Below are 20,157 nucleotides of genomic sequence, written 5' to 3' on the forward strand. Positions count from 1 at the left end.
CGAAGGATGGGAAACCAGATGAAAATTGTGATGGCCATTATCAAGCCGTTCAAGCTCGATGAGGTCCGCGAAGCCCTTACGGCGATCGGTATTCAGGGGCTGACCGTAACCGAGGTGAAGGGCTACGGGCGCCAGAAGGGGCACACCGAAATCTATCGCGGCACCGAATATGCAGTCAGCTTCCTGCCGAAGCTCAAGATCGAAATCGCGGTGGCATCGGAACTCGTCGACAGGGCGGTCGAGGCCATCGCGGCATCGGCCAAGACCGGCCAGATCGGTGACGGCAAGATCTTCGTCTATTCGATCGACCATGCCGTGCGCATCCGTACGGGCGAAACCGACTCAGAAGCGCTGTAAGAACGGCAGATCAAGGAGCTTTATCCAATGTCAATTTCGAAGTTTTCTTCCACCTTTGCGCGGCTTTGCGCAGCTTCGGCCGCCCTTCTGGCGCCGGCCGTCGCTTTCGCGCAGGAGGCTGCGCCAGCTGCCGCCACCGCTGCTGCTGCTGCTCCTGCTTTCACCATGGACAAGGGTGACAATACCTGGATGCTCGTCTCGTCGGCGCTCGTCCTTCTGATGACCATCCCCGGCCTTGCGCTTTTCTACGGCGGTCTCGTCCGCGCCAAGAACATGCTCTCGGTGCTGATGCAGGTCTTCATGATCACGGCCGTCGTGGCGCTGATCTGGGTGACCTATGGCTATTCGCTCGCCTTCACAGACGGCGGCTCGCTGAACAGCTTCGTCGGCGGCTTCTCCAAGGCGTTCCTGGCCGGCGTTAACACGTCGTCGCTCGCCGAGACCTTCTCGAAGGGCGTCGCCATTCCGGAATACACCTTCATCGTGTTCCAGATGACCTTCGCCTGCATCACGCCCGGCCTGATCGTCGGCGCATTCGCCGAACGCGTCAAGTTCTCGGCCGTCATGCTCTTCGTCGTGCTCTGGGTTACCTTCATCTACTTCCCGATGGCACACATGGTGTGGTTCTGGGGCGGTCCGAGCTCCTACACTTCGCCGGCCGGCCTGATCTTCTCCTATGGCGCAATCGACTTCGCCGGCGGCACGGTCGTTCACATCAATGCCGGTATTGCGGGCCTCGTCGGCGCCATCATGCTCGGCAAGCGCACGGGCTATAAGAAGGAAATCATGGCTCCGCACTCGATGACGCTGACCATGGTTGGCGCCTCGCTGCTCTGGGTCGGCTGGTTCGGCTTCAACGCCGGCTCCAACCTCGAAGCCAATGCCTATGCCTCGCTTGCCTTTATCAACACCTTCGTCGCAACGGCTGCCGCCGCTGTGTCCTGGTGCATCGTCGAAACCCTCACCCGCGGCAAGGCTTCCATGCTGGGTGGTGCTTCCGGTGCGGTCGCCGGTCTCGTTGCCATCACCCCGGCGGCAGGCTTTGCCGGTCCGATGGGCTCAATCGTTCTCGGCCTCATCGTCTCGCCGGTCTGCTACTTCTTCGTCGACGTCGTGAAGAACAAGTTCAACTACGACGACAGCCTCGATGTCTTCGGCGTCCATTGCGTCGGCGGCATCATCGGCGCTCTCGGCACCGGTATCCTCGTCAACCCGGCGCTCGGCGGTGCAGGCATCGTCGATTATTCCACAGCCGATTTCGCAGCCTCCTATGCCGGCACGGCAACGCAGGTCTTGGCTCAGGCCAAGGGCGTGCTGACGACGCTGCTGTGGTCGGGCATCGGCTCGGCGATCCTTTACAAGATCGTCGACGTCGTCATCGGCCTGCGTGTGACCGTCGAAGCCGAACGCGAAGGTCTCGACCTTTCGACCCACGGCGAAGCCGCCTATCACTCTTCCTGATCACAGGGTTTGCGGCGCCCGGCAGAAGGGCGCCGCTGCACGGCCCGTCGCGGCCTATCTAACCATAGACCGCATTTGGCCCGGACCTTCCAAGGTTCGGGCTTTTTTCATTTCCCGGTTCGGAATGCACGTCCTAGCATGCATGGTTAACATCGCTTTAACCCGGCTCTGATTAGGTAGAGCGGACGCATTTTGGCACGGCGAAGCTTTAGCGATTCGCGTGTCCTCAGGCATTGGACGGGTTAGACACATGGCAAGAAGCACGTCGCCGGCAATGGATGGCCGTCCGGATCGGTTCTCCTTCTCGGCATTCATGCTGCGGCAGATCCAGGCGCTCATCGGCTTTGCGATCTTTCTGCTGTTGGCGTTCTGCGTCGCGGCACTGGCGACTTGGAATGTTGCGGATCCGAGCTATTCCTATGCGACCGCCAATCTGCCGACCAATATTCTCGGTTACAGCGGTGCCGCCTTTGCCGATATCGTCATGCAATTCCTCGGCCTTGCCAGCGTTGTTTCGATGCTGCCGATCGTCGCCTGGGCGCTGACGCTGATCTCGGGCCGCCGCTTCAGCCGTATTCCGGCCCGCATCGGCGCCTGGTTTGCCGGTTCGGTACTCTCTTCCGCCGTCATCGGCTGTTTTCCGCCGCCGCTCACCTGGCCGATTCCGAACGGCATCGGCGGCGTCGTCGGCGACATGATCCTGCGTTTTCCGGCACTCTTCGTCGGCGCTTATCCGACAGGCACCTTCGCCATGATCGTCGGCTGCATCTTTGCCGCGCCGACGGCCTGGATGATGCTCTTTGCCTCCGGCCTCGTCGGTCGCGGCGACGCCGACGAGGAGGTCGAGGAAGATTACGTCGATACGCGTAGCAAGGCTCGCGTCGTCGGAGACGAGGACGAGGAGGAGGACGAGTCCCGCTGGGTCGCTTTCAGCGGGGCCGTGACGCATGCCTGGTACATGAGCCAGGGCCGGCTGCGCCGGCTCTTCGGCATGGGACCGCGCAAGCGCCGTCAGGGCGACTACGAATCACCTTATGATTTCAACGATGACGAGTTCGGCACGCTGAACGAACCCGTTCGCGCCAAGGCGCCGACCGTCCGCGGCGAGCGCATGGAGCCGTCGATGGAATCATCGATGGGGTCAAGGACGGCTTCGCCGCGGCGCATCGTTTCCGCGCCGTCGCTGTCGATCGATGACGACGACGACAATGACGACGACCTGCCCTTTGATAGCGACATGCCGCCGCGCCCGGCCGATATCCTGCCCGACGAGGATGACGACGACTGGATGATCCGCGCGCCGGCAAAGGCGGCCGGCAAGCCGGAACCGCGCGTCGTCCCGGTGGTCGCACGTCCAAAGCCCAGCGCCCGCATCGAACGGGAAGCGCAGGGCTCGTTCATCCGTCCCGAGGGTTTCCAGCTTCCGTCGATGCATCTGCTCGCCGAACCGAAGAATGTCGTGCGCGACTCCACGCTTTCGGCCGATGCGCTGGAACAGAATGCCCGCATGCTCGAAGGTGTGCTGGAAGATTTCGGCGTCAAGGGCGAGATCATCCACGTCCGTCCAGGCCCCGTCGTCACGCTCTACGAACTGGAGCCGGCGCCCGGCATCAAGTCGTCGCGCGTCATCGGCCTTGCCGACGATATCGCCCGCTCGATGAGCGCCATTGCCGCCCGTGTTGCCGTCGTGCCCGGCCGCAATGCGATCGGCATCGAATTGCCGAACCAGACGCGCGAGACCGTCTATCTGCGTGAACTCATCGCCTCCAGGGATTTCGAAGGCAGCAAGGCGAAGCTCGCCATGGCGCTCGGCAAGACGATCGGCGGCGAAGCCGTCATCGCCGATCTCGCCAAGATGCCACACCTGCTGGTGGCCGGCACCACCGGCTCCGGCAAGTCGGTCGCCATCAATACGATGATCCTGTCGCTGCTCTATCGCATGACGCCGGAGCAGTGCCGGCTGATCATGATCGACCCGAAGATGCTCGAACTCTCCGTCTATGACGGCATCCCGCATTTGCTTTCGCCTGTCGTCACCGATCCGAAAAAGGCCGTCGTCGCGCTCAAATGGACCGTTCGCGAGATGGAAGAGCGCTACAAGAAGATGTCGAAGATCGGCGTGCGCAACATCGATGGCTTCAACACCCGTGTCGAGCAGGCGCTGTCGAAGGGCGAGGCGATCTCGCGCACGGTGCAGACCGGATTCGACCGCCATACCGGCGAGGCGATGTATGAGACCGAAGAATTCGATCTCAGGCCGATGCCCTATATCGTCGTGATCATCGACGAGATGGCCGACCTGATGATGGTCGCCGGCAAGGATATCGAAGGCGCCGTCCAGCGTCTGGCGCAGATGGCGCGCGCGGCCGGCATTCACGTGATCATGGCGACACAGCGTCCGTCAGTCGACGTCATCACCGGCACGATCAAGGCAAACTTCCCGACCCGCATCTCCTTCCAGGTGACGTCGAAGATCGACAGCCGCACCATTCTTGGCGAACAGGGCGCCGAACAGCTGCTCGGCATGGGCGACATGCTCTACATGGCGGGCGGCGGGCGTATCCAGCGCGTGCACGGCCCGTTCGTTTCGGATGTCGAGGTGGAAGAGATCGTCTCCTATCTGAAGACCCAGGGCTCGCCGCAATATCTCGACGCGATCACCGCCGATGACGACGAGGACGGCGATTATGGCGGCGGTGGCGGTGGTCCGGCCGGCACGTCCAATCTTTCCGAATCGGAAGATCCCTACGACCAGGCGGTCGCCATCGTGCTGCGCGACGGCAAGGCGTCGACCTCCTACGTCCAGCGCCGGCTCGGCATCGGCTACAACCGCGCCGCCTCGCTCGTCGAGCGCATGGAGAAGGAGGGCATCATCGGGCCGGCCAACCACGCCGGCAAGCGCGAGATTCTCGTTCCCACAGAAGGCGACATCCTCGACCGCTGACAGAACAGGCATATATTTCCGATGCAGCCGCTTTTGCGGAAACCTGATAGCATCGAAGCCGTTACCTCTCGCAGCCCGATCGCAACGCCTTGAAGACGCCGCCTTTCGGCAGCATGCAGATGGCATAAAGGAGATTTAGATGAGTCACTCCGATACCTTCCTCTCCGGCCTGACGGTAACGCGCCGCGACCTTCTCGGCGCCTTCGCCGTTGCTGCGATGGCGAGCGCCATTCCCCTCGGCGCTTACGCGCAGGCGGCAGCTCCCGCCTCCGGCACGGCGCAGGCGATCGCCGATCATTTCTCCGGCGTCACGACGATGCAGGGTGAATTCGTGCAGTTCGGCCCGCGCGGCGAACAGACCGGCGGCAAGTTCTTCATCCAGCGTCCCGGCAAGCTGCGTTTCAACTATGACGATCCGTCGCCGATGCGGGTGATCGCCGACGGCAAGAACGTCGCCATCGGCAATACGAAGCTCAAGACCTGGGATCTCTATCCGCTCTCCAAGACCCCGCTCAGCCTGCTCCTGGCGCAGCATATCGACCTGTCGGCCGGCATGGTGAAGGGCGTGAAGGAAGAGTCTGATCTGACGACGATCGCGCTCGGCAACAATACGGTGTTCGGAAACTCGACCATCACCATGATGTTCGACCCGAAGACCTACGACCTGCGTCAGTGGACGATCACCGACAATCAGGGCAAGGACACCTCGGTGATGATCTTCAACGTCAAAACCGGCGTGCAGTTCGACGATCGCGTCTTCCGCGTGCCCTATGAGACCATTCCAGGCACGCCTCAGTCGCGCGACTGAAACCTTTTCGGTTGATCGCCGGCCGCTTTTGCACGCGGCCGGTTCCCTCGCGTCCGCCTTTGTTTTAAAGCCCTTTCATGAAAGCGTGAGAGGGTATGGGCATGGGCTTTTCGATCACCACCTGGAACATCAACTCGGTGCGGCTGCGCATGCCGATCGTCGAGCAGCTCGTTCTCAAGCACAGGCCCGATATCCTCTGCCTGCAGGAAACCAAGGTGACGAACGAGCTGTTTCCGGCGGCACCTCTGCGGGCGATGGGCTACAATCACATCATCATCCATGGCCAGAAGGGCTATCACGGCGTGGCGATCGCCTCGCGCATCCCGCTGACCGAGGATCACCGGCAGGATTATTGCGGCGTCGGCGATGCGCGCCACATCTCGGCGATCTTCGAGCACGGCAATCGTCGCGTCCGGCTGCATAATTTCTACGTCCCGGCCGGCGGCGACGAGCCGGATCGCACGATCAATCCGAAATTCGGCCACAAGCTCGATTTCATCGAGGAGATGAAGCTGCTGAAAGCCAACGGCGAGGCCAACACCTCAGCCATCCTCGTCGGCGACCTCAACATCGCGCCGCTGGAGCATGATGTCTGGTCGCACAAGCAGCTTCTGAAGATCGTCAGCCATACGCCTGTCGAAACCGAAGGGCTGCTCGAGGTGATGAAGCGCGGCGACTGGCTCGATCTGATGCGTCAGCATGTGCCTGAAAACGAGAAGCTCTACACCTGGTGGAGCTACCGCGCCAAGGACTGGGAGGCCGCCGATCGCGGCCGCCGTCTCGACCATATCTGGTCGTCATCGGATCTCGGGCCGCATCTGAAGCGGATCGAGATCCTGAAGGAGGCGCGCGGCTGGGATCGTCCTTCCGACCACGTGCCGGTGACGGCGCATTTCGATTTGTAGCGCATCCTCTCGGAGGCGCGGCCTCTATCAAGATCAGCTGAAGCGGTAGAACTGGCTTGCGGCCTTTGCCGCAAGCTCCGCAAGATTGTCGCGGATCCGGTTCTCGATCAGCCGGGCTGCGTCCGGATATTCTTCGATCAGCCGGTGGAAGAGGGCGCGGGTGATGCGGATGATGCTGGTGTCCTCGCGCGCTACCGCGGTGAACTTGCGCTCCACCAGCGTCACCAGCGCCAGCTCGGAAACCAGGGTTCCGGGACCGGCGATCCCCTCTGTCCTCTGCATGCCGTCGCTGCTCGTCGCGCTCAGCTCCAGGCTGCCGCTGAGGATGACATAGGCGCTCTCGGCGGGTGAGCCCTGGCGAAACAGCATCTGGCCGGCAGCGATCATGCGCCGGTCGGCGCCGAAGGCAATCAACCGCAGTTGATCCTCGTTCATGTCCTTGAACAGAGGAAGCTGCGCGAGCATGTGGATGTCGTCGGTCAGCGCCATGCGGGCTTTTCGCCTTAGAGCAATTCCAGCAAAAGTGCCTAGCGGTTTTGCCAGGCAAAGCGTGAAACGCTTTTGCCGGGAATTGCGTGAAAACAAAGAGATAAAGCATTTCCGTGATTCGCAGAAAAACGGAAATGCTCTAGGGTATGATTTTGTAGCCGCCGTTTTCCGTAACGAGGATTTCGGCATTGGAGGGATCGCGCTCGATCTTCTGGCGCAGGCGGTAGACGTGGGTTTCCAGCGTATGCGTCGTCACGCCGGAATTATAGCCCCAGACCTCTTCGAGCAGCACGTCGCGGGTGACGACCTTCTGTTCGGCGCGGTAGAGATAGCGGATGATCGCCGCTTCCTTTTCCGTCAGCCGGATCTTCTGGCCGTTATCGGTGGTCAGAAGCTTCTGGCTCGGCTTGAAGAGATAGGGGCCGACGGTGAAGGTCGCGTCCTCGCTCTGCTCATGCTGGCGCAGTTGCACACGGATGCGCGCGAGCAGAACGGCGAAGCGGAAAGGCTTGGTGACATAGTCGTTGGCGCCGGCTTCGAGACCGAGGATCGTGTCCGAATCGGTATCGTGGCCGGTCAGCATGATGATCGGCGCCTTGAAGCCGCCCTTGCGCAGCAGCTTCACCGCCTCGCGGCCGTCCATATCGGGCAGGCCGACATCCATGATCAGCAGGTCGACCGGCGTCGAGCGGGCGGTCGCGACACCTTTGCCGGCGTTGGCTTCCTGCAGAACCGTGAATTCCTCATACAGCGACAATTGCTCCGTCAGCGTCTGTCGAAGGTCATCGTCGTCATCCACCAGAAGAATGGTGCGTGCGGTCATGCCGTTTGCGTCCTCATGTTAAGTCCCCTAGTCCTACGCCAAATTCCTGGTTTGGCAAGGATCGGGCAACGGGCTGTTGCCGGGCCAGTTTCGATATGATTTCAATCGAAGCCCCAGACAAGGCACGACATGCGAGAAAAATGGAAAAAGCAAGGCAGAGGCCGAGTATGACGGCGTCGACGATCGTGGTGCGTCCTGCGCCGGGCCGCAAGAGCCGGGCGATCGTCCGGCTCGGCGCCATCACCGTGCCCGCTGCGATCGGCCGCTCCGGCCGCACGGTGATGAAACGCGAGGGTGACGGCGCTACGCCAATCGCCTCGATGAGGCTGATATCAGGCTTCCGGCGCGGCGAGCGGAACGGCCGGCTCGTCACCCCGCTTTCCATCCGCCGCATCCGTCCTGACATGCTCTGGTGCGATCAGTCTGGCAATGCCAGCTACAACCGCCTCGTCAGGGCGCCGTTCCGGGCAAGTCATGAGGAGATGCGGCGCAGCGACGGGCTCTACGATATCTGCCTGGTAATGGACTGGAACATTTCCTCGCGTGCGCGCAATCGCGGCTCGGCGATCTTCTTCCATCTCATCCGGCCAGGCTACGAGCCGACGGCGGGCTGCGTGGCGGTAAGCCTGCGCGACATGCGCCGCCTGCTGCCCCACCTTCGAAAGGGAGCGATTGTCCGCGTCGTCTGATTGTCTTCCGGATGCGGTCGCCTATATGCTTCCGGTGACCGAACGCTCCGGCTGAAATGCGTTCAGGGACGTCCGCAAGCGCGGGCGCAATTCATGCCTCGTCCAATTCTTCAAACTCCCGGAGATATATTGTGACCGCTCAACCTATCATCACTTTCCATGACCGACATTCCATTCCACAAGTCGGCCTCGGCGTCTGGCAGACGCCGCAGGATATTGCCGCTCCCACCGTGCGTACTGCGATCGCCGCCGGCTATCGTCACATCGATACGGCTTCCGGTTACGACAACGAAGAGGGCGTCGGCGAAGGCATCCGTTCTTCCGGCCTCGACCGCAAGGACATCTTCGTCACCACCAAGCTCAGGAATACCGATCAGGGCTATGACAATACGCTGCGCGCCTTCGACGGCAGCCTGAAGAAGCTCGGTTCCGAATATGTCGACCTCTATCTCATTCACTGGCCGTCGCCGCATCGCGGCCTTTATACCGAGACCTGGAAGGCTTTCGTGCGCATCCGGGAAGAGGGTCGCGCCCGCTCGATCGGCGTGTCGAATTTCTATCCTGAACATCTCGAGCGTATCATCGGCGAAACCGGCGTCGTTCCCGTCATCAACCAGATCGAGCTGCATCCCGATTTCCAGCAGAAGGCGGCGCAGGAGGCTCATCAGAAGCTTGGTATCGCCACCGAATCCTGGAGCCCGCTCGGCCAGGGCAAGTTCATCTCGAACGCTGATATAGGCGAGATCGCCAAAAAGCATCAGAAGACGCCGGCTCAGGTGATCATTCGCTGGCACATCGATACCGGTCTTGTCGTCATCCCGAAATCGGTGACGCCGTCGCGCATCGAGGAGAACTTCCAGGTGTTCGACTTCAAGCTCGATGCCGACGACATGGCCGCGATCGCCAAGCTCGACAGCGCCAGCGCCCGCATGGGACCGGATCCGATGACGGCCGCCTTCTGAGCACTATCGAGGGCATCAGCGGTCGCCCCGGAGGAGAGATCACCCGGGCGGCCGCACTTGACGGAGGCATGCAGCCTTCAGTCAATAATTGCAATTGGACGATCCGTTGGTCGGCGCGAAGCCGTAACTGCAGCTATTGCCCAGGCTCTGCGGTCTTCCAATTGAGCCGGTATAATCGTCGAAGGCGCGTGAGGGATACCAATAACCATTGGCGCTCTTGATATAGCCGGGCCGGCCACTGCTGTAGCCGCGATATCCGTTAAGTGAAGGTATCTTCTTCTGCGCGACCTGCAGCAGTTGGTCCGAGGCGACCGTGACTGTCGGTATGGCTGGATGCATCGGCGCGGCGCCGACGGCGTCGATCGATGCCAGCGGTGCAAACATGATCAGGCTGGCTCGCAGTAAACTCACTACTAATTTCTGCCTCATGGCGCTTCCCCGATGGCGCGGTGTTCGCCGAAGCCTGAACGGTATCTGTCGCGTGTCGCGCCTGATTATCGATGAGGCCACAGGAATTTATCGATGTCGATTGCCCGAAAGGATGAAATTGGGAAGGCGGGCCATGCACAAACGGGCTCGCCCGCCACGCGCTTTAGCACAGCAATTCAGAGGGCTGCAGAGCTCTTGCGCGTGGGAGAAGGCGCGGAGCTGTGCGGATCGCAACATGTGGGTGTCGAAGCGACAGACGCCATAAAATGCAAAGCCGCCCGATGCGTATCGGGCGGCTTTCAATCTCATCCGTTGGCCGGATCAGATCAGTTCCACTCGCGGATATCGACGAAGTGCCCGGCGATCGCGGCTGCGGCTGCCATTGCCGGCGAGACGAGGTGCGTGCGGCCCTTGAAGCCCTGACGACCTTCGAAGTTGCGGTTCGAGGTCGAAGCGCAGCGTTCGCCCGGCTTCAGGCGGTCGTCGTTCATGGCAAGACACATGGAGCAGCCCGGCTCGCGCCAGTCGAAACCGGCGGCCTTGAAGATCTTGTCGAGGCCCTCGGCTTCCGCCTGTTCCTTGACGAGGCCGGAGCCCGGCACGATCATCGCGTCGACGGTTGGGGCAACCGTCTTGCCTTCGACGACCTTGGCGACTTCCCGCAGATCCTCGATGCGGCCGTTGGTGCAGGAGCCGATGAAGACGCGGTCGAGCGTGATGTCGGTCATCTTCGTGCCCGGCTTCAGGCCCATATAATCGAGCGCGCGCCACTTGGAGGTGCGCTTGGTTTCGTCCTGGATGTCGTCGGGGTTCGGAACGATGCCCTGGACGGAGATGACATCCTCGGGCGAAGAGCCCCAGGAAACGATCGGCGGCAGGCTGGCGGCATCGAGTACGACGACGCGATCGTAATGAGCGCCCTCGTCGGTCTGCAGCGTCTTCCAGTAGGCGATTGCCTGTTCCAGCGCCTCGCCCTTCGGCGCGCGCGGCTTGCCCTTGATATATTCGAAGGTCTTTTCGTCAGGGGCGATCAGGCCGGCGCGGGCGCCGCCTTCGATCGTCATGTTGCAGATGGTCATGCGGCCTTCCATCGACAGCGCGCGGATCGCTTCGCCGGCAAATTCGATGACGTGGCCGGTGCCGCCGGCCGTGCCGATCTCGCCGATGATGGCAAGGATGATGTCCTTGGCGGTGACGTGCGGCGGAAGCACGCCGTCGACCCGCACGAGCATGTTCTTTGCCTTCTTCTGGATCAGCGTCTGGGTCGCCAGCACATGCTCGACCTCTGAGGTGCCGATGCCGTGCGCCAGGGCGCCGAAGGCGCCATGCGTCGAGGTATGGCTGTCGCCGCAGACGATGGTCATGCCGGGCAGGGTGAAGCCCTGTTCCGGGCCGACAATGTGAACGATACCTTGGCGCTTGTCGCTTGCCGAGTAATATTCGACGCCGAATTCGGCGGCGTTGGTGGCCAGCGCTTCCACCTGGATGCGGCTTTCCTCGTTCTTGATGCCGAGATGGCGGTCGGGCGAGGTCGGGACGTTATGGTCGACGACGGCGAGCGTCTTTTCCGGCGCGCGAACCTTGCGGCCGGTCATGCGCAGGCCTTCGAAAGCCTGCGGCGAGGTGACTTCGTGGACCAGATGGCGGTCGATGTAGAGAAGACAGGTGCCGTCTGCCTGTTCGTCGACCAGATGATCGTCCCAGATCTTGTCGTAGAGGGTACGCGGTGCGCTCATGGCGTTAAGTCCGTTTTTCTAAAGCTTTTGGAAAATCGAGAAATGGCAGATCAGGCTCCGCCGGCCGTCATTCGATCAACGAAGTCGGCTGTTGAGCGCACCGGACACGCAGGCAAAAAACCGCGCCGGCAGGCGATAATGGTCCTGCAGCACGAAAATATGCGCACCAATGCATCTGAACTTGGATTCCATGGCCCTGCATATAGCGATTTTTCGCGGCGGCTTCAATTTGAATCATCAGGCGGCCCTCTGAGACCCCTCGGTGGTACGGCCATTGGCGCAATCACCGCGACTTCATCCATTTCTCCGTCCGCCGCAGCGCCAGCGACAGGCCGATCGTCAGGATCAGATAGATATAGGTGACGATCGAATAGGTTTCGAAGAAGCGGAAGGAGCCGGCGGCATAGACCTTGCCCATCTGGGTGATGTCGGCGACGCCGAGCACGGAGACGAGCGAGCTGTCCTTCACCATCGAGACGAAATCGTTGGAGAGGGGTGGGAAGATCACCCGGATCGCCTGCGGGAAGACGACCGAGCGGAAGCGCCGGTAGCGCGATAGGCCGAGGGCCTTGGCCGCCTCGATCTGGCCGAGATCGACCGACTGGAAACCGGCCCGGAAGATTTCGGCGATGAAGGAGGAATAGCCGACCGTCAGGGCGATGATCGCTCGCCACATCAGCGAGAGGTCGCGCACCAGAATGGGCTCGGTCACACCTGATGTCACCAGCGGCGAAATCAGGAAATTATAGGCTGCGACCAGGGCCGGCGCGCCGACGAAGGCGACGTAGAACAACAGTACGAGAATCGGGATGCCGCGGATGATCTCGATGTAGAATCGTGCAATCTGACGCAATACCTGGCTGTCGGCCATGCCGAGCAGGCAGATGCCGAGGCCGAGCACGGTGGCGAGCACGAAGGCGACCAGCGTGACGAAGACGGTGATGCCGACACCGTTGACGACGGTGCGGAAGACCTGGGCATAGATATCGTTGGTGACGATGACGGCGGCAAGGACGAGGCCGATCGCGACAAGCGCGACCAGCCACCAGGGATAGTCATCCTTGACGTATCTGTCGGGAGATGGTCGCAAGGCCATCAGCTGCAGCTCGGCGTCATTCGCCCATCTTGTAGTCGAGGAACCACTTCTTGTTCAGCGCATCCAGCGTACCGTCGGCCTTGAGTGCGGTGATTGCGGCATTGACCGGGGCGACAAGATCGGACCCTTTCGGGAAGATGAAGCCGAAATCCTCCGTGCCGAGCGGTTCGCCGATCAGCTTCAGGGCGCCGTTCGAGGCATCGACATAGCCCTTGCCGGCTGTGCCGTCGGTCAGCACAACGTCGACGTCGCCGGCCTTCAGGGCCTGGACGGTGGCGCCGAAGGTTTCGAAGAGCTTGATGCGCGGGTTCTGCTCGTTGCCATCAAGCACTTCGTAGACCGCGGTGTAGAAGGGTGTGGTGCCGGGCTGCGCGCCCACCAGACCGTCCTTGAATTCGCCGAAGGACTTGGCGTCAGTGAAGCGCTTCTCGTCGCCGCGCACCAGCATGAACTGCTGCGAGCGCATGTAGGGGTCGGAGAAATCCACCTTCTGTTTGCGGTCTTCCTTGATGGTGATGCCGGTCATGCCGATGTTGTACTGGCCATCGGAAACCGCCTGGATCATCGCGTCCCAGCTGGTGTTCTGGTATTCGACCTTGACGTTCAGCCGCTTGGCGATCTCGTTCATCGCATCATATTCCCAGCCGATCGCCTTGCCGGATTTCGGATCGACGAACTGCAGCGGCGGATAGGCATTCTCGGTGACGACGACGACGCTCTTGCCGCCGAGATCAGGCAGTTCGGCGGCCGATGCGGCCAGGGGCAGAAGAGCAAGGGCGGCGAAGCTCGCAAGAACGGTACGGCGAAACAACATTGAACGGTTCCCCTAAATTGAACGGCAAAAACTGTCACGGAAGATAGGCCCGAGGCAAGGCCGCCGGCTGCGTGCCGAAACAAAAATTAGAAAAGGCGACCCGAAGGCCGCCTTTCCAAGCAAAGAATTTTGCGTAGCGCAGAACTTATTCTGCTGCCGGTTCCGCTGCGGCGGCAGCGGCTGCTGCTGCTTCAGCAGCGGCCTTGGCTTCCGCAGCTTCGGCTGCTGCCTTCTCGGCGGCGAGCGCCTGAGCTGCTGCGACCTTTTCAGCTTCGATGCGTGCCTTTTCCTCGGCAATAGCGGCGCGCTCGGCGTCGTTGAGCTTGCGGGCGCGGACGCCGGTGTCTTCAACGATACGGGCAGACTTGCCGCGACGGTCTCTGAGGTAATAGAGCTTGGCGCGACGGACCTTACCGCGGCGAACGACGTCGACGCTTTCGATCATCGGCGAGTAGACCGGGAATACGCGCTCGACGCCTTCGCCGTAGGAGATCTTGCGGACCGTGAAGTTTTCCTGCAGGCCGCCACCGGAGCGGGCGATGCAGACGCCTTCATAGGCCTGAACGCGGGTACGGCTGCCTTCCGTGACCTTCACGTTGACACGGACGGTGTCGCCCGGGGAAAATTCGGGAAGCGTGCGCTTGGCTTCGATCTTGGCGGCCTGTTCGGCCTCAAGCTGCTGAATGATGTTCATCGTCTTAACCTTTGGTTCTTCTGAAACAGCCAGAGCGCTCAACACTGATCCTTCGGAACTGGCCTCAGGACTTTGCCCATCAAGGGCGGGAGCGGATTCGCCATTCTTTGTTTGCTGGCAGACGGGGATAAACCCCATTTCCGCGTGCGCCAATACACGAAAGGCCAGGGCTTGTCATCCCTTGGGCGGCATTTTTGTGAAAAGGGCTGCGAAATCAGCCGTTTTTCTCACTTTACAGCGCCGCGCGTCTTTTTCTGACACGCAAAGGACGCTGTACCGTTTTGAATATACACGTCGTGCCTTCGGAAAATCGATCCGATTTTTGAGCCGATAGGCTAGCCCTTTCCGAGCAGATCCGGCCGCCGCTCCCGGGTCAGCCGCACCGCTTCCTGATGCCGCCATTTCTCGATGGCGCCGTGGTTGCCGGAGGTGAGGATTGCGGGGATTTCCCGGCCTTCCCACTCTTGCGGCCGGGTATAATGCGGATGTTCGAGCAGTCCGCCTTCGAAGCTTTCGTGCAGGCCGGAAAGATCGTTGCCCATGACACCAGGCAGGATGCGGACGATCGCATCGAGCACGATCAGCGCCGCCGGCTCGCCGCCTGACAGTACGTAGTCGCCGATCGAGACCTCTTCCAGTCCGCGTGCCTCGATCACCCGCTGGTCGACGCCCTCGAAGCGGCCGCAGACGATGATGACGCCGTCGCCGGCCGCGAGCTCGCGCACACGCTGCTGCGTCAGCGGCCGGCCGCGCGGGCTCATCAGCAGCCGTGGGCGGGGATCGTTTTCTGAGGCGCTATCGATCGCGCGGGCGAGAACGTCTGGTTTCAGCACCATGCCGGCGCCGCCGCCTGCCGGGGTGTCGTCGACGGTGCGGTGTTTGTCGGTGGCAAAATCGCGGATCTGCACCGCCTCCAGCGACCATTGCCCCCGCTCCATCGCCTTGCCGGCGAGCGAGAAGCCCAGATGCCCCGGAAACATTTCCGGATAAAGTGTCAGCACGCTCGCCCGGAAAACCATGGCGTCACTTCTTCTTTTTCGGCTTGTCCGGGGTGAATTTCGAAAGCTCTTCCGGATCGTCGACCAGACCCGCCGCCAGCGGATCGATCAGCAGCGTGCCGGCCTCAAGGTCGATCTCCAGCACCGAGGCTTCGGAGAAGGGGATCAGCACCGGGCGTTTGCCCGGACCTTTGAGTTCCAGCAGGTCGCCGGCGCCGAAATCGAAAACGCCGGTGACCGTGCCATAACTGACACCCTTGTCGTCCCGCGCCTCGAGCCCTTCGAGATCGGCATAGTAGAACTCGTCGTCCTCCAGCTCCTCGTCCGGCAGGTTGTCCCGCTCGATATAGAGTTCAAGTCCGTTCAGAGCCTCGGCGGCATTGCGGTCGTTGACGCCGCGGAAACGAACGACGACGACATTCTTCATCTCGCGGATCTCGAGGACTTCGAAGCTGCGGCCGTCCATGCTGTGGAGATGGCCGTAGTCGCCAAGCGCGCTGGGATCGGCCGTATAGGCCTTGGCGCGCACCTCGCCCCGGAGGCCTTGCGCGCCACCGATCGTCGCCATCAGAACGGGGTTTTCAAGCTTTGTCATGGGTTCCTTCATGTGAAGCCGAAAGACAGGTTTCTCATAAACGAAGTGCGGGCGATTGGAAACGAAAACGGGCGGCATGTCGCCATGCCGCCCGCTCGAAGGGAATGTCCCGATTATTCCGCGGCGTCGGCAGCAGCAGCGGCGGCGTCAGCGACCTTCTGAGCCTTTTCGGCGGCGCGTTCCTGGGCGCGCTTGCCAGGCTTTGCCTTGACCGGGTTGTTCTTGACTTCGCGCTTGGCAACGCCGGCCTCATCGAGGAAGCGCAGAACGCGGTCGGTGGGCTGAGCGCCGTTTTCGATCCAGTGCTTGATGCGCTCGGCGTTCAGCTGAACGCGCTTCTCATCGTCCTTGGCAAGCATCGGGTTCCAGGAACCGAGGTTTTCGAGGAAGCGGCCGTCACGCGGGCTGCGCGCATCGGCGAGAACGACGTGGTAGTACGGGCGCTTCTTGGAGCCACCGCGGGCGAGACGAATTTTCAGTGCCATGTTCTTTACTCCTTGGGCTTTTCTTGACCGCTTTCTTGAGCGGTACGGTTATCGGGCCGCGGCGCTTTGTTCAGCGTGATCCGCAGCGATCTGCTCATGATGCCGGATGACTTCCTTGATGACGAAGTTCAGAAACTTCTCAGCGAAATCCGGATCCAGATTGGCGGCTTTCGCCAGTTGGCGAAGGCGTTCGATCTGGTATTCCTCGCGCGCCGGGTCGGCCGGCGGCAGATTGTATTTGGCCTTCAGCACGCCGACCTCTTTGGTGCAGCGGAAGCGTTCGGCCAGCATGTGCACGAGAGCGGCATCGATATTGTCGATCGACTGACGATAGCTCGCGAGCTGGGCTTTGACGTTTGGATCATTCATGGGGCAAGCGATCCTTTCACTTCTTCTTCGGCAATCCGGGCAATCCCGGGAAACCACCGCCAAGGCCCGGCAGCTTGGCGCCGCCGAGGCCCGACAAACCACCCGGCAGACCGCCGAGACCGGGCATACCCCCACCCGGCTTTCCAAGCCCCGCCGCTTCGGCCTGCTTCTGCAAGGCCTCGAGCTGTCGGGGATCGATATTCGAGAGATCGGGCATGCCGCCACCCATACCGCCCATGCCGCCGCCAAGCCCCATCTTGCCGGCAAGGCCGCCCATCATCTGCTTCATCATGCCGCCTTTGCCCTTGCCGCCCATCATCTTCATCATGTCCGCCATCTGGCGGTGCATCTTCAGAAGCTTGTTGATGGCGGCGGCATCGGTACCGGAGCCGGCGGCGATGCGCTTCTTGCGCGAATGTTTGAGCAGGTCGGGATTGGCGCGCTCGGCCCTGGTCATCGACTGGATGATGGCGATCTGGCGGCCGAAAAGTCTGTCGTCGAGGCCGGCTGCGGCCATCTTGTCCTTCATGCCCGCCATGCCGGGCATCATGCCCATGATGCCGCCCATGCCGCCCATCTTCTGCATCTGGCGCAGCTGGTCGGCGAGGTCATCGAGGTCGAACTTGCCCTTGGCCATCTTGGCGGCCATGGCGGCCGCCTTCTCGGCGTCGATGTTTTCAGCCGCGCGCTCGACGAGCGAGACGATGTCGCCCATGCCGAGGATGCGGTCGGCGATGCGGCGGGGATGGAACTCCTCCAGCTCGCTCATCTTCTCGCCGACGCCGATCAGCTTGATCGGCTTGCCGGTAACAGCGCGCATCGAAAGGGCGGCACCGCCGCGGCCATCGCCATCCATGCGGGTCAGCACCAGACCGGTGATGCCGACGCGTTCGTCGAAACTGCGGGCGAGGTTGACGGCGTCCTGACCGGTGAGGCTGTCGGCGACCAGCAGGATTTCATGCGGGTTCGAGCGCTTCTTGATGTCGGCCATTTCGACCATCAAGGGCTCGTCGATGTGCGTGCGGCCGGCGGTATCGAGGATGACGACGTCGTGGCCGCCGAGCTTAGCCGCCTGCACGGCGCGGGTGGCGATATCCGTCGGCGACTGGCCTGATATGATGGCCAGCGTGTCGATATTGGCCTGCGCGCCGAGCTGGCGAAGCTGCTCCTGGGCTGCCGGACGGCGCGTGTCGAGCGATGCCATCAGCACCTTCTTCTTCTCGCGCGTCGACAGGCGATGGGCGATCTTCGCCGTCGTCGTCGTCTTGCCGGAGCCCTGCAGACCAACCATCATGACGACGACCGGGGCGGCCGCATGCAGGTCGATGCCGACGCCTTCGCCACCCAACATCTCGATCAGTTCATCATGCACGATCTTGACGACCATCTGGCCGGGCTTGATCGACTTCAGGATCTCGGCGCCGACGGCCTTTTCACGCACGCGGTCGGTGAAGGAACGCACGACGTCGAGCGCGACGTCGGCCTCCAGCAACGCACGGCGAACCTCGCGCAGCGCTGCGGAAACATCGGCTTCCGAAAGCGCGCCACGGCCTGTCAGTCCATTCAGAATGGATCCAAGACGGTCCTGGAGGTTTTCAAACATCGGCTCTTCCTTGATACGTTTCGGGCGGGTTTTTACATGCCCGGAAACGTCGTGCTTTTCCTTGACGAAAACAAGACGCAAAGCCAAAAAGCACCCGAGGGCGCATCGCGCTGTCGGGTGTTGACCTCCGGGATCTCAGGTCCCGGTCGGCGGCTCGGAGTCGTGTGGCTCGTCGCAGATTGGGCGCGATAAACAGGAAAGTCGGGCGAAAGTCAAGGTGAATGCGGGCAAATGACCGCATGGCGACTTTTCAAAGCCCGCGTGACATGGGCGCGACCGGAATGTGCCGCTGGACAACGCACGAAAGTACGTGTTCAAGCCGACCTTTGTATTGGCTTCCGCACTCCGCCTGATTTTTCCGATTTTGCTGGCAAAAATTCCGATTGGCGACCCGAATTCGCTGGAGGGGCCAGTTGCAAATTATTCTGCTTATGATTCTACTTTCTACTTAAGTGCGTCCTGTAAAATGATTCGTGAATATCCTTGATGCCGAATGAATCGGCGGAGATATCGAATGATAAATCTTGATATTGAGAGTTGGGCGCTGGCGCGGGCCCATCATATTGTTCTGAACGAAGGCTTGAATCTTGCGAAGGCGGCACAGGATCTGGATCGCAAACGGTCCCGCTCGCTGGTCTACGAGCTGAGAAAGGTCATCACCGCAGCCATCGTCGAAGCCCATGCTGCGTCCTTCGATCCCGACGGTGCGCAGCCAGAAAGCTGAAAATACTGACGGAGATGTTGTTCGGCGCTCAGTGCGAAGACGAGCGAATGCCATCGCATGGACAGCTTGGCACGCCCATGAGCCCTGATTGCGCCGCAAGAACGACGTTAGGCACGATTGTCGATTTGTGCGGAATAATCACCGCGGTCGGCTAGCGATCAGTACACTGCGGAGCATGTCTATCATTGCACCGGCTAGATCCTCAGGTGCAGTGACGCGCAGGCTACGCTTGTAAAGGCCGTCGGTATCCCAATTGATCCCGATAGCCGCCAGCAGTATGCGATCATCTGCTTCCAGACGCGCAATAACGCCGCGTAGATGATCGATCAGAAAATTCGGTCCGTTTTCATGCAGCTTGGAATCATCAACCGGAGCGCCGTCCGAAAGTACTATCAGAATCTTGCGCTTCTCCGGCCTGCGATATAGGCGGCTCGCCGCCCACTCCAGCGCTTCACCATCGACATTCTCCTTTAAAAGGTCCCTTCGCAGCATATTTTTCAGGATATAACCGAGCGCGGGTGCGTCTCTCGTATCTGCTGACCGATAGACGATGTGGAGCAAGTCGCACAAACGGCCCGGGTATCGAGGACTTCCTTGCCTCCTCCACAATCTGCGTGATTTTCCTCCTTTCCAGTCCAATGTTGTAAAGCCCAAAATCTCCACCCGGTAACCGAGACGAGACAGGAAGTCACAAGCGATCTCTGCTGTGGCCGCTGCCAAGAGTATCGATTGTCCGCGCATAGAGCCCGAATGATCTATCAGAATGGAAACGACAGTATCTTGTCGCTCATGATCCGATGTCGCGTTTCCTATGAAACCCGTTGTTTCCAATGCCTGTAGGTTGGCAGTTGTGCGCCATGAATTGAGCGACATCTCAAATGTCTTCCAAGCATCATCAAGTGCGGTCGCATCATCGGTGCTCAGAGGGGCCAATACCTCCTTTAGACGCGCCGCATCGACGACAACGTCGAAATCGCGTGTGAAAACCGAGTAAGTATCCGAGGTCCCGAATCCAGCCCTTTTTAGAACCCGGTTGAACAATAATTTAAACATGATTGAGATCGAATTTCATTGGAGACAAGTTTCAATCCGCAGCCTATCGAACTCTTCCTAGGTTTCAATCGTCTCCAAGCCTTTGACGGAAAGCCGTATAGATTCCGGGAGGCTGCGTGATGG

At 61.0% G+C, this 20,157-nt stretch carries 22 protein-coding genes; 9 read left to right on the plus strand and 13 right to left on the minus strand.

The window, feature by feature from the left end; all coding sequences use genetic code 11:
* Positions 1-6 precede the first annotated feature (6 nt).
* The 5 genes from AC1D2N_RS11585 (at position 7) to AC1D2N_RS11605 (ending at position 6,475) form a co-directional block, all read left to right on the plus strand.
* Positions 7-357, plus strand: a complete 351-nt coding sequence (locus AC1D2N_RS11585) for a P-II family nitrogen regulator (protein ID WP_003543684.1) — start codon at positions 7-9, stop codon at positions 355-357.
* Positions 358-384: 27 nt separating this feature from the next.
* Positions 385-1,818, plus strand: a complete 1,434-nt coding sequence (locus AC1D2N_RS11590; RefSeq protein WP_130653255.1) for an ammonium transporter — start codon at positions 385-387, stop codon at positions 1,816-1,818.
* Between the two features lie 250 nt (positions 1,819-2,068).
* Complete coding sequence (locus AC1D2N_RS11595) at positions 2,069-4,762, plus strand: FtsK/SpoIIIE family DNA translocase (RefSeq protein ID WP_130653254.1); 2,694 nt, start codon at positions 2,069-2,071, stop codon at positions 4,760-4,762.
* Positions 4,763-4,901: 139 nt separating this feature from the next.
* Positions 4,902-5,570 (plus strand): outer membrane lipoprotein carrier protein LolA, encoded by a 669-nt coding sequence (locus AC1D2N_RS11600; protein WP_018243993.1) that lies wholly within the window; start codon positions 4,902-4,904, stop codon positions 5,568-5,570.
* A 101-nt stretch (positions 5,571-5,671) separates the two neighbouring features.
* Positions 5,672-6,475 (plus strand): exodeoxyribonuclease III, encoded by an 804-nt coding sequence (locus AC1D2N_RS11605; protein WP_112906686.1) that lies wholly within the window; start codon positions 5,672-5,674, stop codon positions 6,473-6,475.
* A gap of 33 nt (positions 6,476-6,508) precedes the next feature.
* Here the strand turns inward: AC1D2N_RS11605 and AC1D2N_RS11610 are convergent, their stop codons facing one another.
* Positions 6,509-6,964, minus strand: coding sequence for a cyclic nucleotide-binding domain-containing protein (locus AC1D2N_RS11610; RefSeq protein WP_003543679.1), 456 nt, complete (start codon positions 6,962-6,964; stop codon positions 6,509-6,511).
* Between the two features lie 139 nt (positions 6,965-7,103).
* Positions 7,104-7,787, minus strand: coding sequence for a response regulator transcription factor (locus AC1D2N_RS11615; RefSeq protein WP_018243991.1), 684 nt, complete (start codon positions 7,785-7,787; stop codon positions 7,104-7,106).
* 167 nt (positions 7,788-7,954) lie between these two features.
* On the opposite strand from AC1D2N_RS11615, the gene AC1D2N_RS11620 reads away from it, so the two are divergent.
* Together AC1D2N_RS11620 and AC1D2N_RS11625 are read left to right on the plus strand one after the other, a co-directional pair.
* On the plus strand, positions 7,955-8,476 hold the full coding sequence (locus tag AC1D2N_RS11620) for a L,D-transpeptidase family protein (protein WP_130653253.1): 522 nt from the start codon (positions 7,955-7,957) through the stop codon (positions 8,474-8,476).
* A gap of 131 nt (positions 8,477-8,607) precedes the next feature.
* Positions 8,608-9,438, plus strand: coding sequence for an aldo/keto reductase (locus AC1D2N_RS11625; RefSeq protein ID WP_130653252.1), 831 nt, complete (start codon positions 8,608-8,610; stop codon positions 9,436-9,438).
* Positions 9,439-9,519: 81 nt separating this feature from the next.
* Here AC1D2N_RS11625 and AC1D2N_RS11630 read toward each other — a convergent pair whose 3' ends face one another.
* The 10 genes from AC1D2N_RS11630 to ffh form a co-directional block, all read right to left on the minus strand.
* Positions 9,520-9,867, minus strand: a complete 348-nt coding sequence (locus AC1D2N_RS11630) for a hypothetical protein (RefSeq protein WP_026230958.1) — start codon at positions 9,865-9,867, stop codon at positions 9,520-9,522.
* Between the two features lie 326 nt (positions 9,868-10,193).
* A complete protein-coding gene (gene leuC, locus AC1D2N_RS11635) occupies positions 10,194-11,603 on the minus strand; it encodes a 3-isopropylmalate dehydratase large subunit (protein ID WP_018243987.1) in 1,410 nt (469 codons plus the stop codon).
* Positions 11,604-11,886: 283 nt separating this feature from the next.
* On the minus strand, positions 11,887-12,699 hold the full coding sequence (locus AC1D2N_RS11640; protein ID WP_018243986.1) for an amino acid ABC transporter permease: 813 nt from the start codon (positions 12,697-12,699) through the stop codon (positions 11,887-11,889).
* A 16-nt stretch (positions 12,700-12,715) separates the two neighbouring features.
* Positions 12,716-13,513, minus strand: a complete 798-nt coding sequence (locus AC1D2N_RS11645) for a transporter substrate-binding domain-containing protein (RefSeq protein ID WP_018243985.1) — start codon at positions 13,511-13,513, stop codon at positions 12,716-12,718.
* A 145-nt stretch (positions 13,514-13,658) separates the two neighbouring features.
* Entirely contained in the window at positions 13,659-14,207 is a 549-nt protein-coding gene (rplS, locus tag AC1D2N_RS11650) for a 50S ribosomal protein L19 (protein WP_018448262.1), read from the minus strand.
* A 335-nt stretch (positions 14,208-14,542) separates the two neighbouring features.
* On the minus strand, positions 14,543-15,226 hold the full coding sequence (trmD, locus tag AC1D2N_RS11655; protein ID WP_130653251.1) for a tRNA (guanosine(37)-N1)-methyltransferase TrmD: 684 nt from the start codon (positions 15,224-15,226) through the stop codon (positions 14,543-14,545).
* Positions 15,227-15,230: 4 nt separating this feature from the next.
* Positions 15,231-15,800 carry a ribosome maturation factor RimM gene (gene rimM / locus AC1D2N_RS11660; protein ID WP_026188551.1) on the minus strand — a complete coding sequence of 190 codons (570 nt, stop codon included), beginning with the start codon at positions 15,798-15,800 and terminating at the stop codon, positions 15,231-15,233.
* 113 nt (positions 15,801-15,913) lie between these two features.
* A complete protein-coding gene (gene rpsP / locus AC1D2N_RS11665; protein ID WP_018243981.1) occupies positions 15,914-16,285 on the minus strand; it encodes a 30S ribosomal protein S16 in 372 nt (123 codons plus the stop codon).
* A gap of 48 nt (positions 16,286-16,333) precedes the next feature.
* On the minus strand, positions 16,334-16,654 hold the full coding sequence (locus tag AC1D2N_RS11670) for a chorismate mutase (RefSeq protein WP_018243980.1): 321 nt from the start codon (positions 16,652-16,654) through the stop codon (positions 16,334-16,336).
* A gap of 16 nt (positions 16,655-16,670) precedes the next feature.
* Complete coding sequence (ffh, locus tag AC1D2N_RS11675; protein WP_130653250.1) at positions 16,671-18,257, minus strand: signal recognition particle protein; 1,587 nt, start codon at positions 18,255-18,257, stop codon at positions 16,671-16,673.
* Positions 18,258-18,567: 310 nt separating this feature from the next.
* Between ffh and AC1D2N_RS11680 the strand changes: the two genes are divergently transcribed.
* Together AC1D2N_RS11680 and AC1D2N_RS11685 are read left to right on the plus strand one after the other, a co-directional pair.
* The gene (locus AC1D2N_RS11680; RefSeq protein ID WP_165403104.1) at positions 18,568-18,744 is read left to right on the plus strand and encodes a hypothetical protein; all 177 of its coding nucleotides are present in this window, start codon (positions 18,568-18,570) and stop codon (positions 18,742-18,744) included.
* Between the two features lie 6 nt (positions 18,745-18,750).
* Positions 18,751-18,981: a hypothetical protein gene (locus AC1D2N_RS11685; RefSeq protein ID WP_080764053.1), complete on the plus strand. Its 231-nt coding sequence runs from the start codon at positions 18,751-18,753 to the stop codon at positions 18,979-18,981.
* Positions 18,982-19,119: 138 nt separating this feature from the next.
* On the opposite strand, the gene AC1D2N_RS11690 is transcribed toward AC1D2N_RS11685, so the two are convergent.
* A complete protein-coding gene (locus AC1D2N_RS11690; RefSeq protein WP_130653249.1) occupies positions 19,120-20,034 on the minus strand; it encodes a cobaltochelatase CobT-related protein in 915 nt (304 codons plus the stop codon).
* Positions 20,035-20,157: the final 123 nt, after the last annotated feature.

The sequence above is a fragment of the Rhizobium sp. P1_B8 genome, assembly GCF_056406515.1.

Excerpts from the sequence above, each read along its gene's own strand:
- AC1D2N_RS11585 (WP_003543684.1), top strand. The coding sequence starts at position 7 with ATGGGAAACCAGATGAAAATTGTGATGGCCATTATCAAGCCGTTCAAG.
- AC1D2N_RS11590 (WP_130653255.1), top strand. The coding sequence starts at position 385 with ATGTCAATTTCGAAGTTTTCTTCCACCTTTGCGCGGCTTTGCGCAGCT.
- AC1D2N_RS11595 (WP_130653254.1), top strand. The coding sequence starts at position 2,069 with ATGGCAAGAAGCACGTCGCCGGCAATGGATGGCCGTCCGGATCGGTTC.
- AC1D2N_RS11600 (WP_018243993.1), top strand. The coding sequence starts at position 4,902 with ATGAGTCACTCCGATACCTTCCTCTCCGGCCTGACGGTAACGCGCCGC.
- AC1D2N_RS11605 (WP_112906686.1), top strand. The coding sequence starts at position 5,672 with ATGGGCTTTTCGATCACCACCTGGAACATCAACTCGGTGCGGCTGCGC.
- AC1D2N_RS11610 (WP_003543679.1), bottom strand. The coding sequence starts at position 6,964 with ATGGCGCTGACCGACGACATCCACATGCTCGCGCAGCTTCCTCTGTTC.
- AC1D2N_RS11615 (WP_018243991.1), bottom strand. The coding sequence starts at position 7,787 with ATGACCGCACGCACCATTCTTCTGGTGGATGACGACGATGACCTTCGA.
- AC1D2N_RS11620 (WP_130653253.1), top strand. The coding sequence starts at position 7,955 with ATGACGGCGTCGACGATCGTGGTGCGTCCTGCGCCGGGCCGCAAGAGC.
- AC1D2N_RS11630 (WP_026230958.1), bottom strand. The coding sequence starts at position 9,867 with ATGAGGCAGAAATTAGTAGTGAGTTTACTGCGAGCCAGCCTGATCATG.
- leuC (WP_018243987.1), bottom strand. The coding sequence starts at position 11,603 with ATGAGCGCACCGCGTACCCTCTACGACAAGATCTGGGACGATCATCTG.
- AC1D2N_RS11640 (WP_018243986.1), bottom strand. The coding sequence starts at position 12,699 with ATGGCCTTGCGACCATCTCCCGACAGATACGTCAAGGATGACTATCCC.
- AC1D2N_RS11645 (WP_018243985.1), bottom strand. The coding sequence starts at position 13,513 with ATGTTGTTTCGCCGTACCGTTCTTGCGAGCTTCGCCGCCCTTGCTCTT.
- rplS (WP_018448262.1), bottom strand. The coding sequence starts at position 14,207 with ATGAACATCATTCAGCAGCTTGAGGCCGAACAGGCCGCCAAGATCGAA.
- trmD (WP_130653251.1), bottom strand. The coding sequence starts at position 15,226 with ATGGTTTTCCGGGCGAGCGTGCTGACACTTTATCCGGAAATGTTTCCG.
- rimM (WP_026188551.1), bottom strand. The coding sequence starts at position 15,800 with ATGACAAAGCTTGAAAACCCCGTTCTGATGGCGACGATCGGTGGCGCG.
- rpsP (WP_018243981.1), bottom strand. The coding sequence starts at position 16,285 with ATGGCACTGAAAATTCGTCTCGCCCGCGGTGGCTCCAAGAAGCGCCCG.
- AC1D2N_RS11670 (WP_018243980.1), bottom strand. The coding sequence starts at position 16,654 with ATGAATGATCCAAACGTCAAAGCCCAGCTCGCGAGCTATCGTCAGTCG.
- ffh (WP_130653250.1), bottom strand. The coding sequence starts at position 18,257 with ATGTTTGAAAACCTCCAGGACCGTCTTGGATCCATTCTGAATGGACTG.
- AC1D2N_RS11685 (WP_080764053.1), top strand. The coding sequence starts at position 18,751 with ATGAATCGGCGGAGATATCGAATGATAAATCTTGATATTGAGAGTTGG.
- AC1D2N_RS11690 (WP_130653249.1), bottom strand. The coding sequence starts at position 20,034 with ATGTTTAAATTATTGTTCAACCGGGTTCTAAAAAGGGCTGGATTCGGG.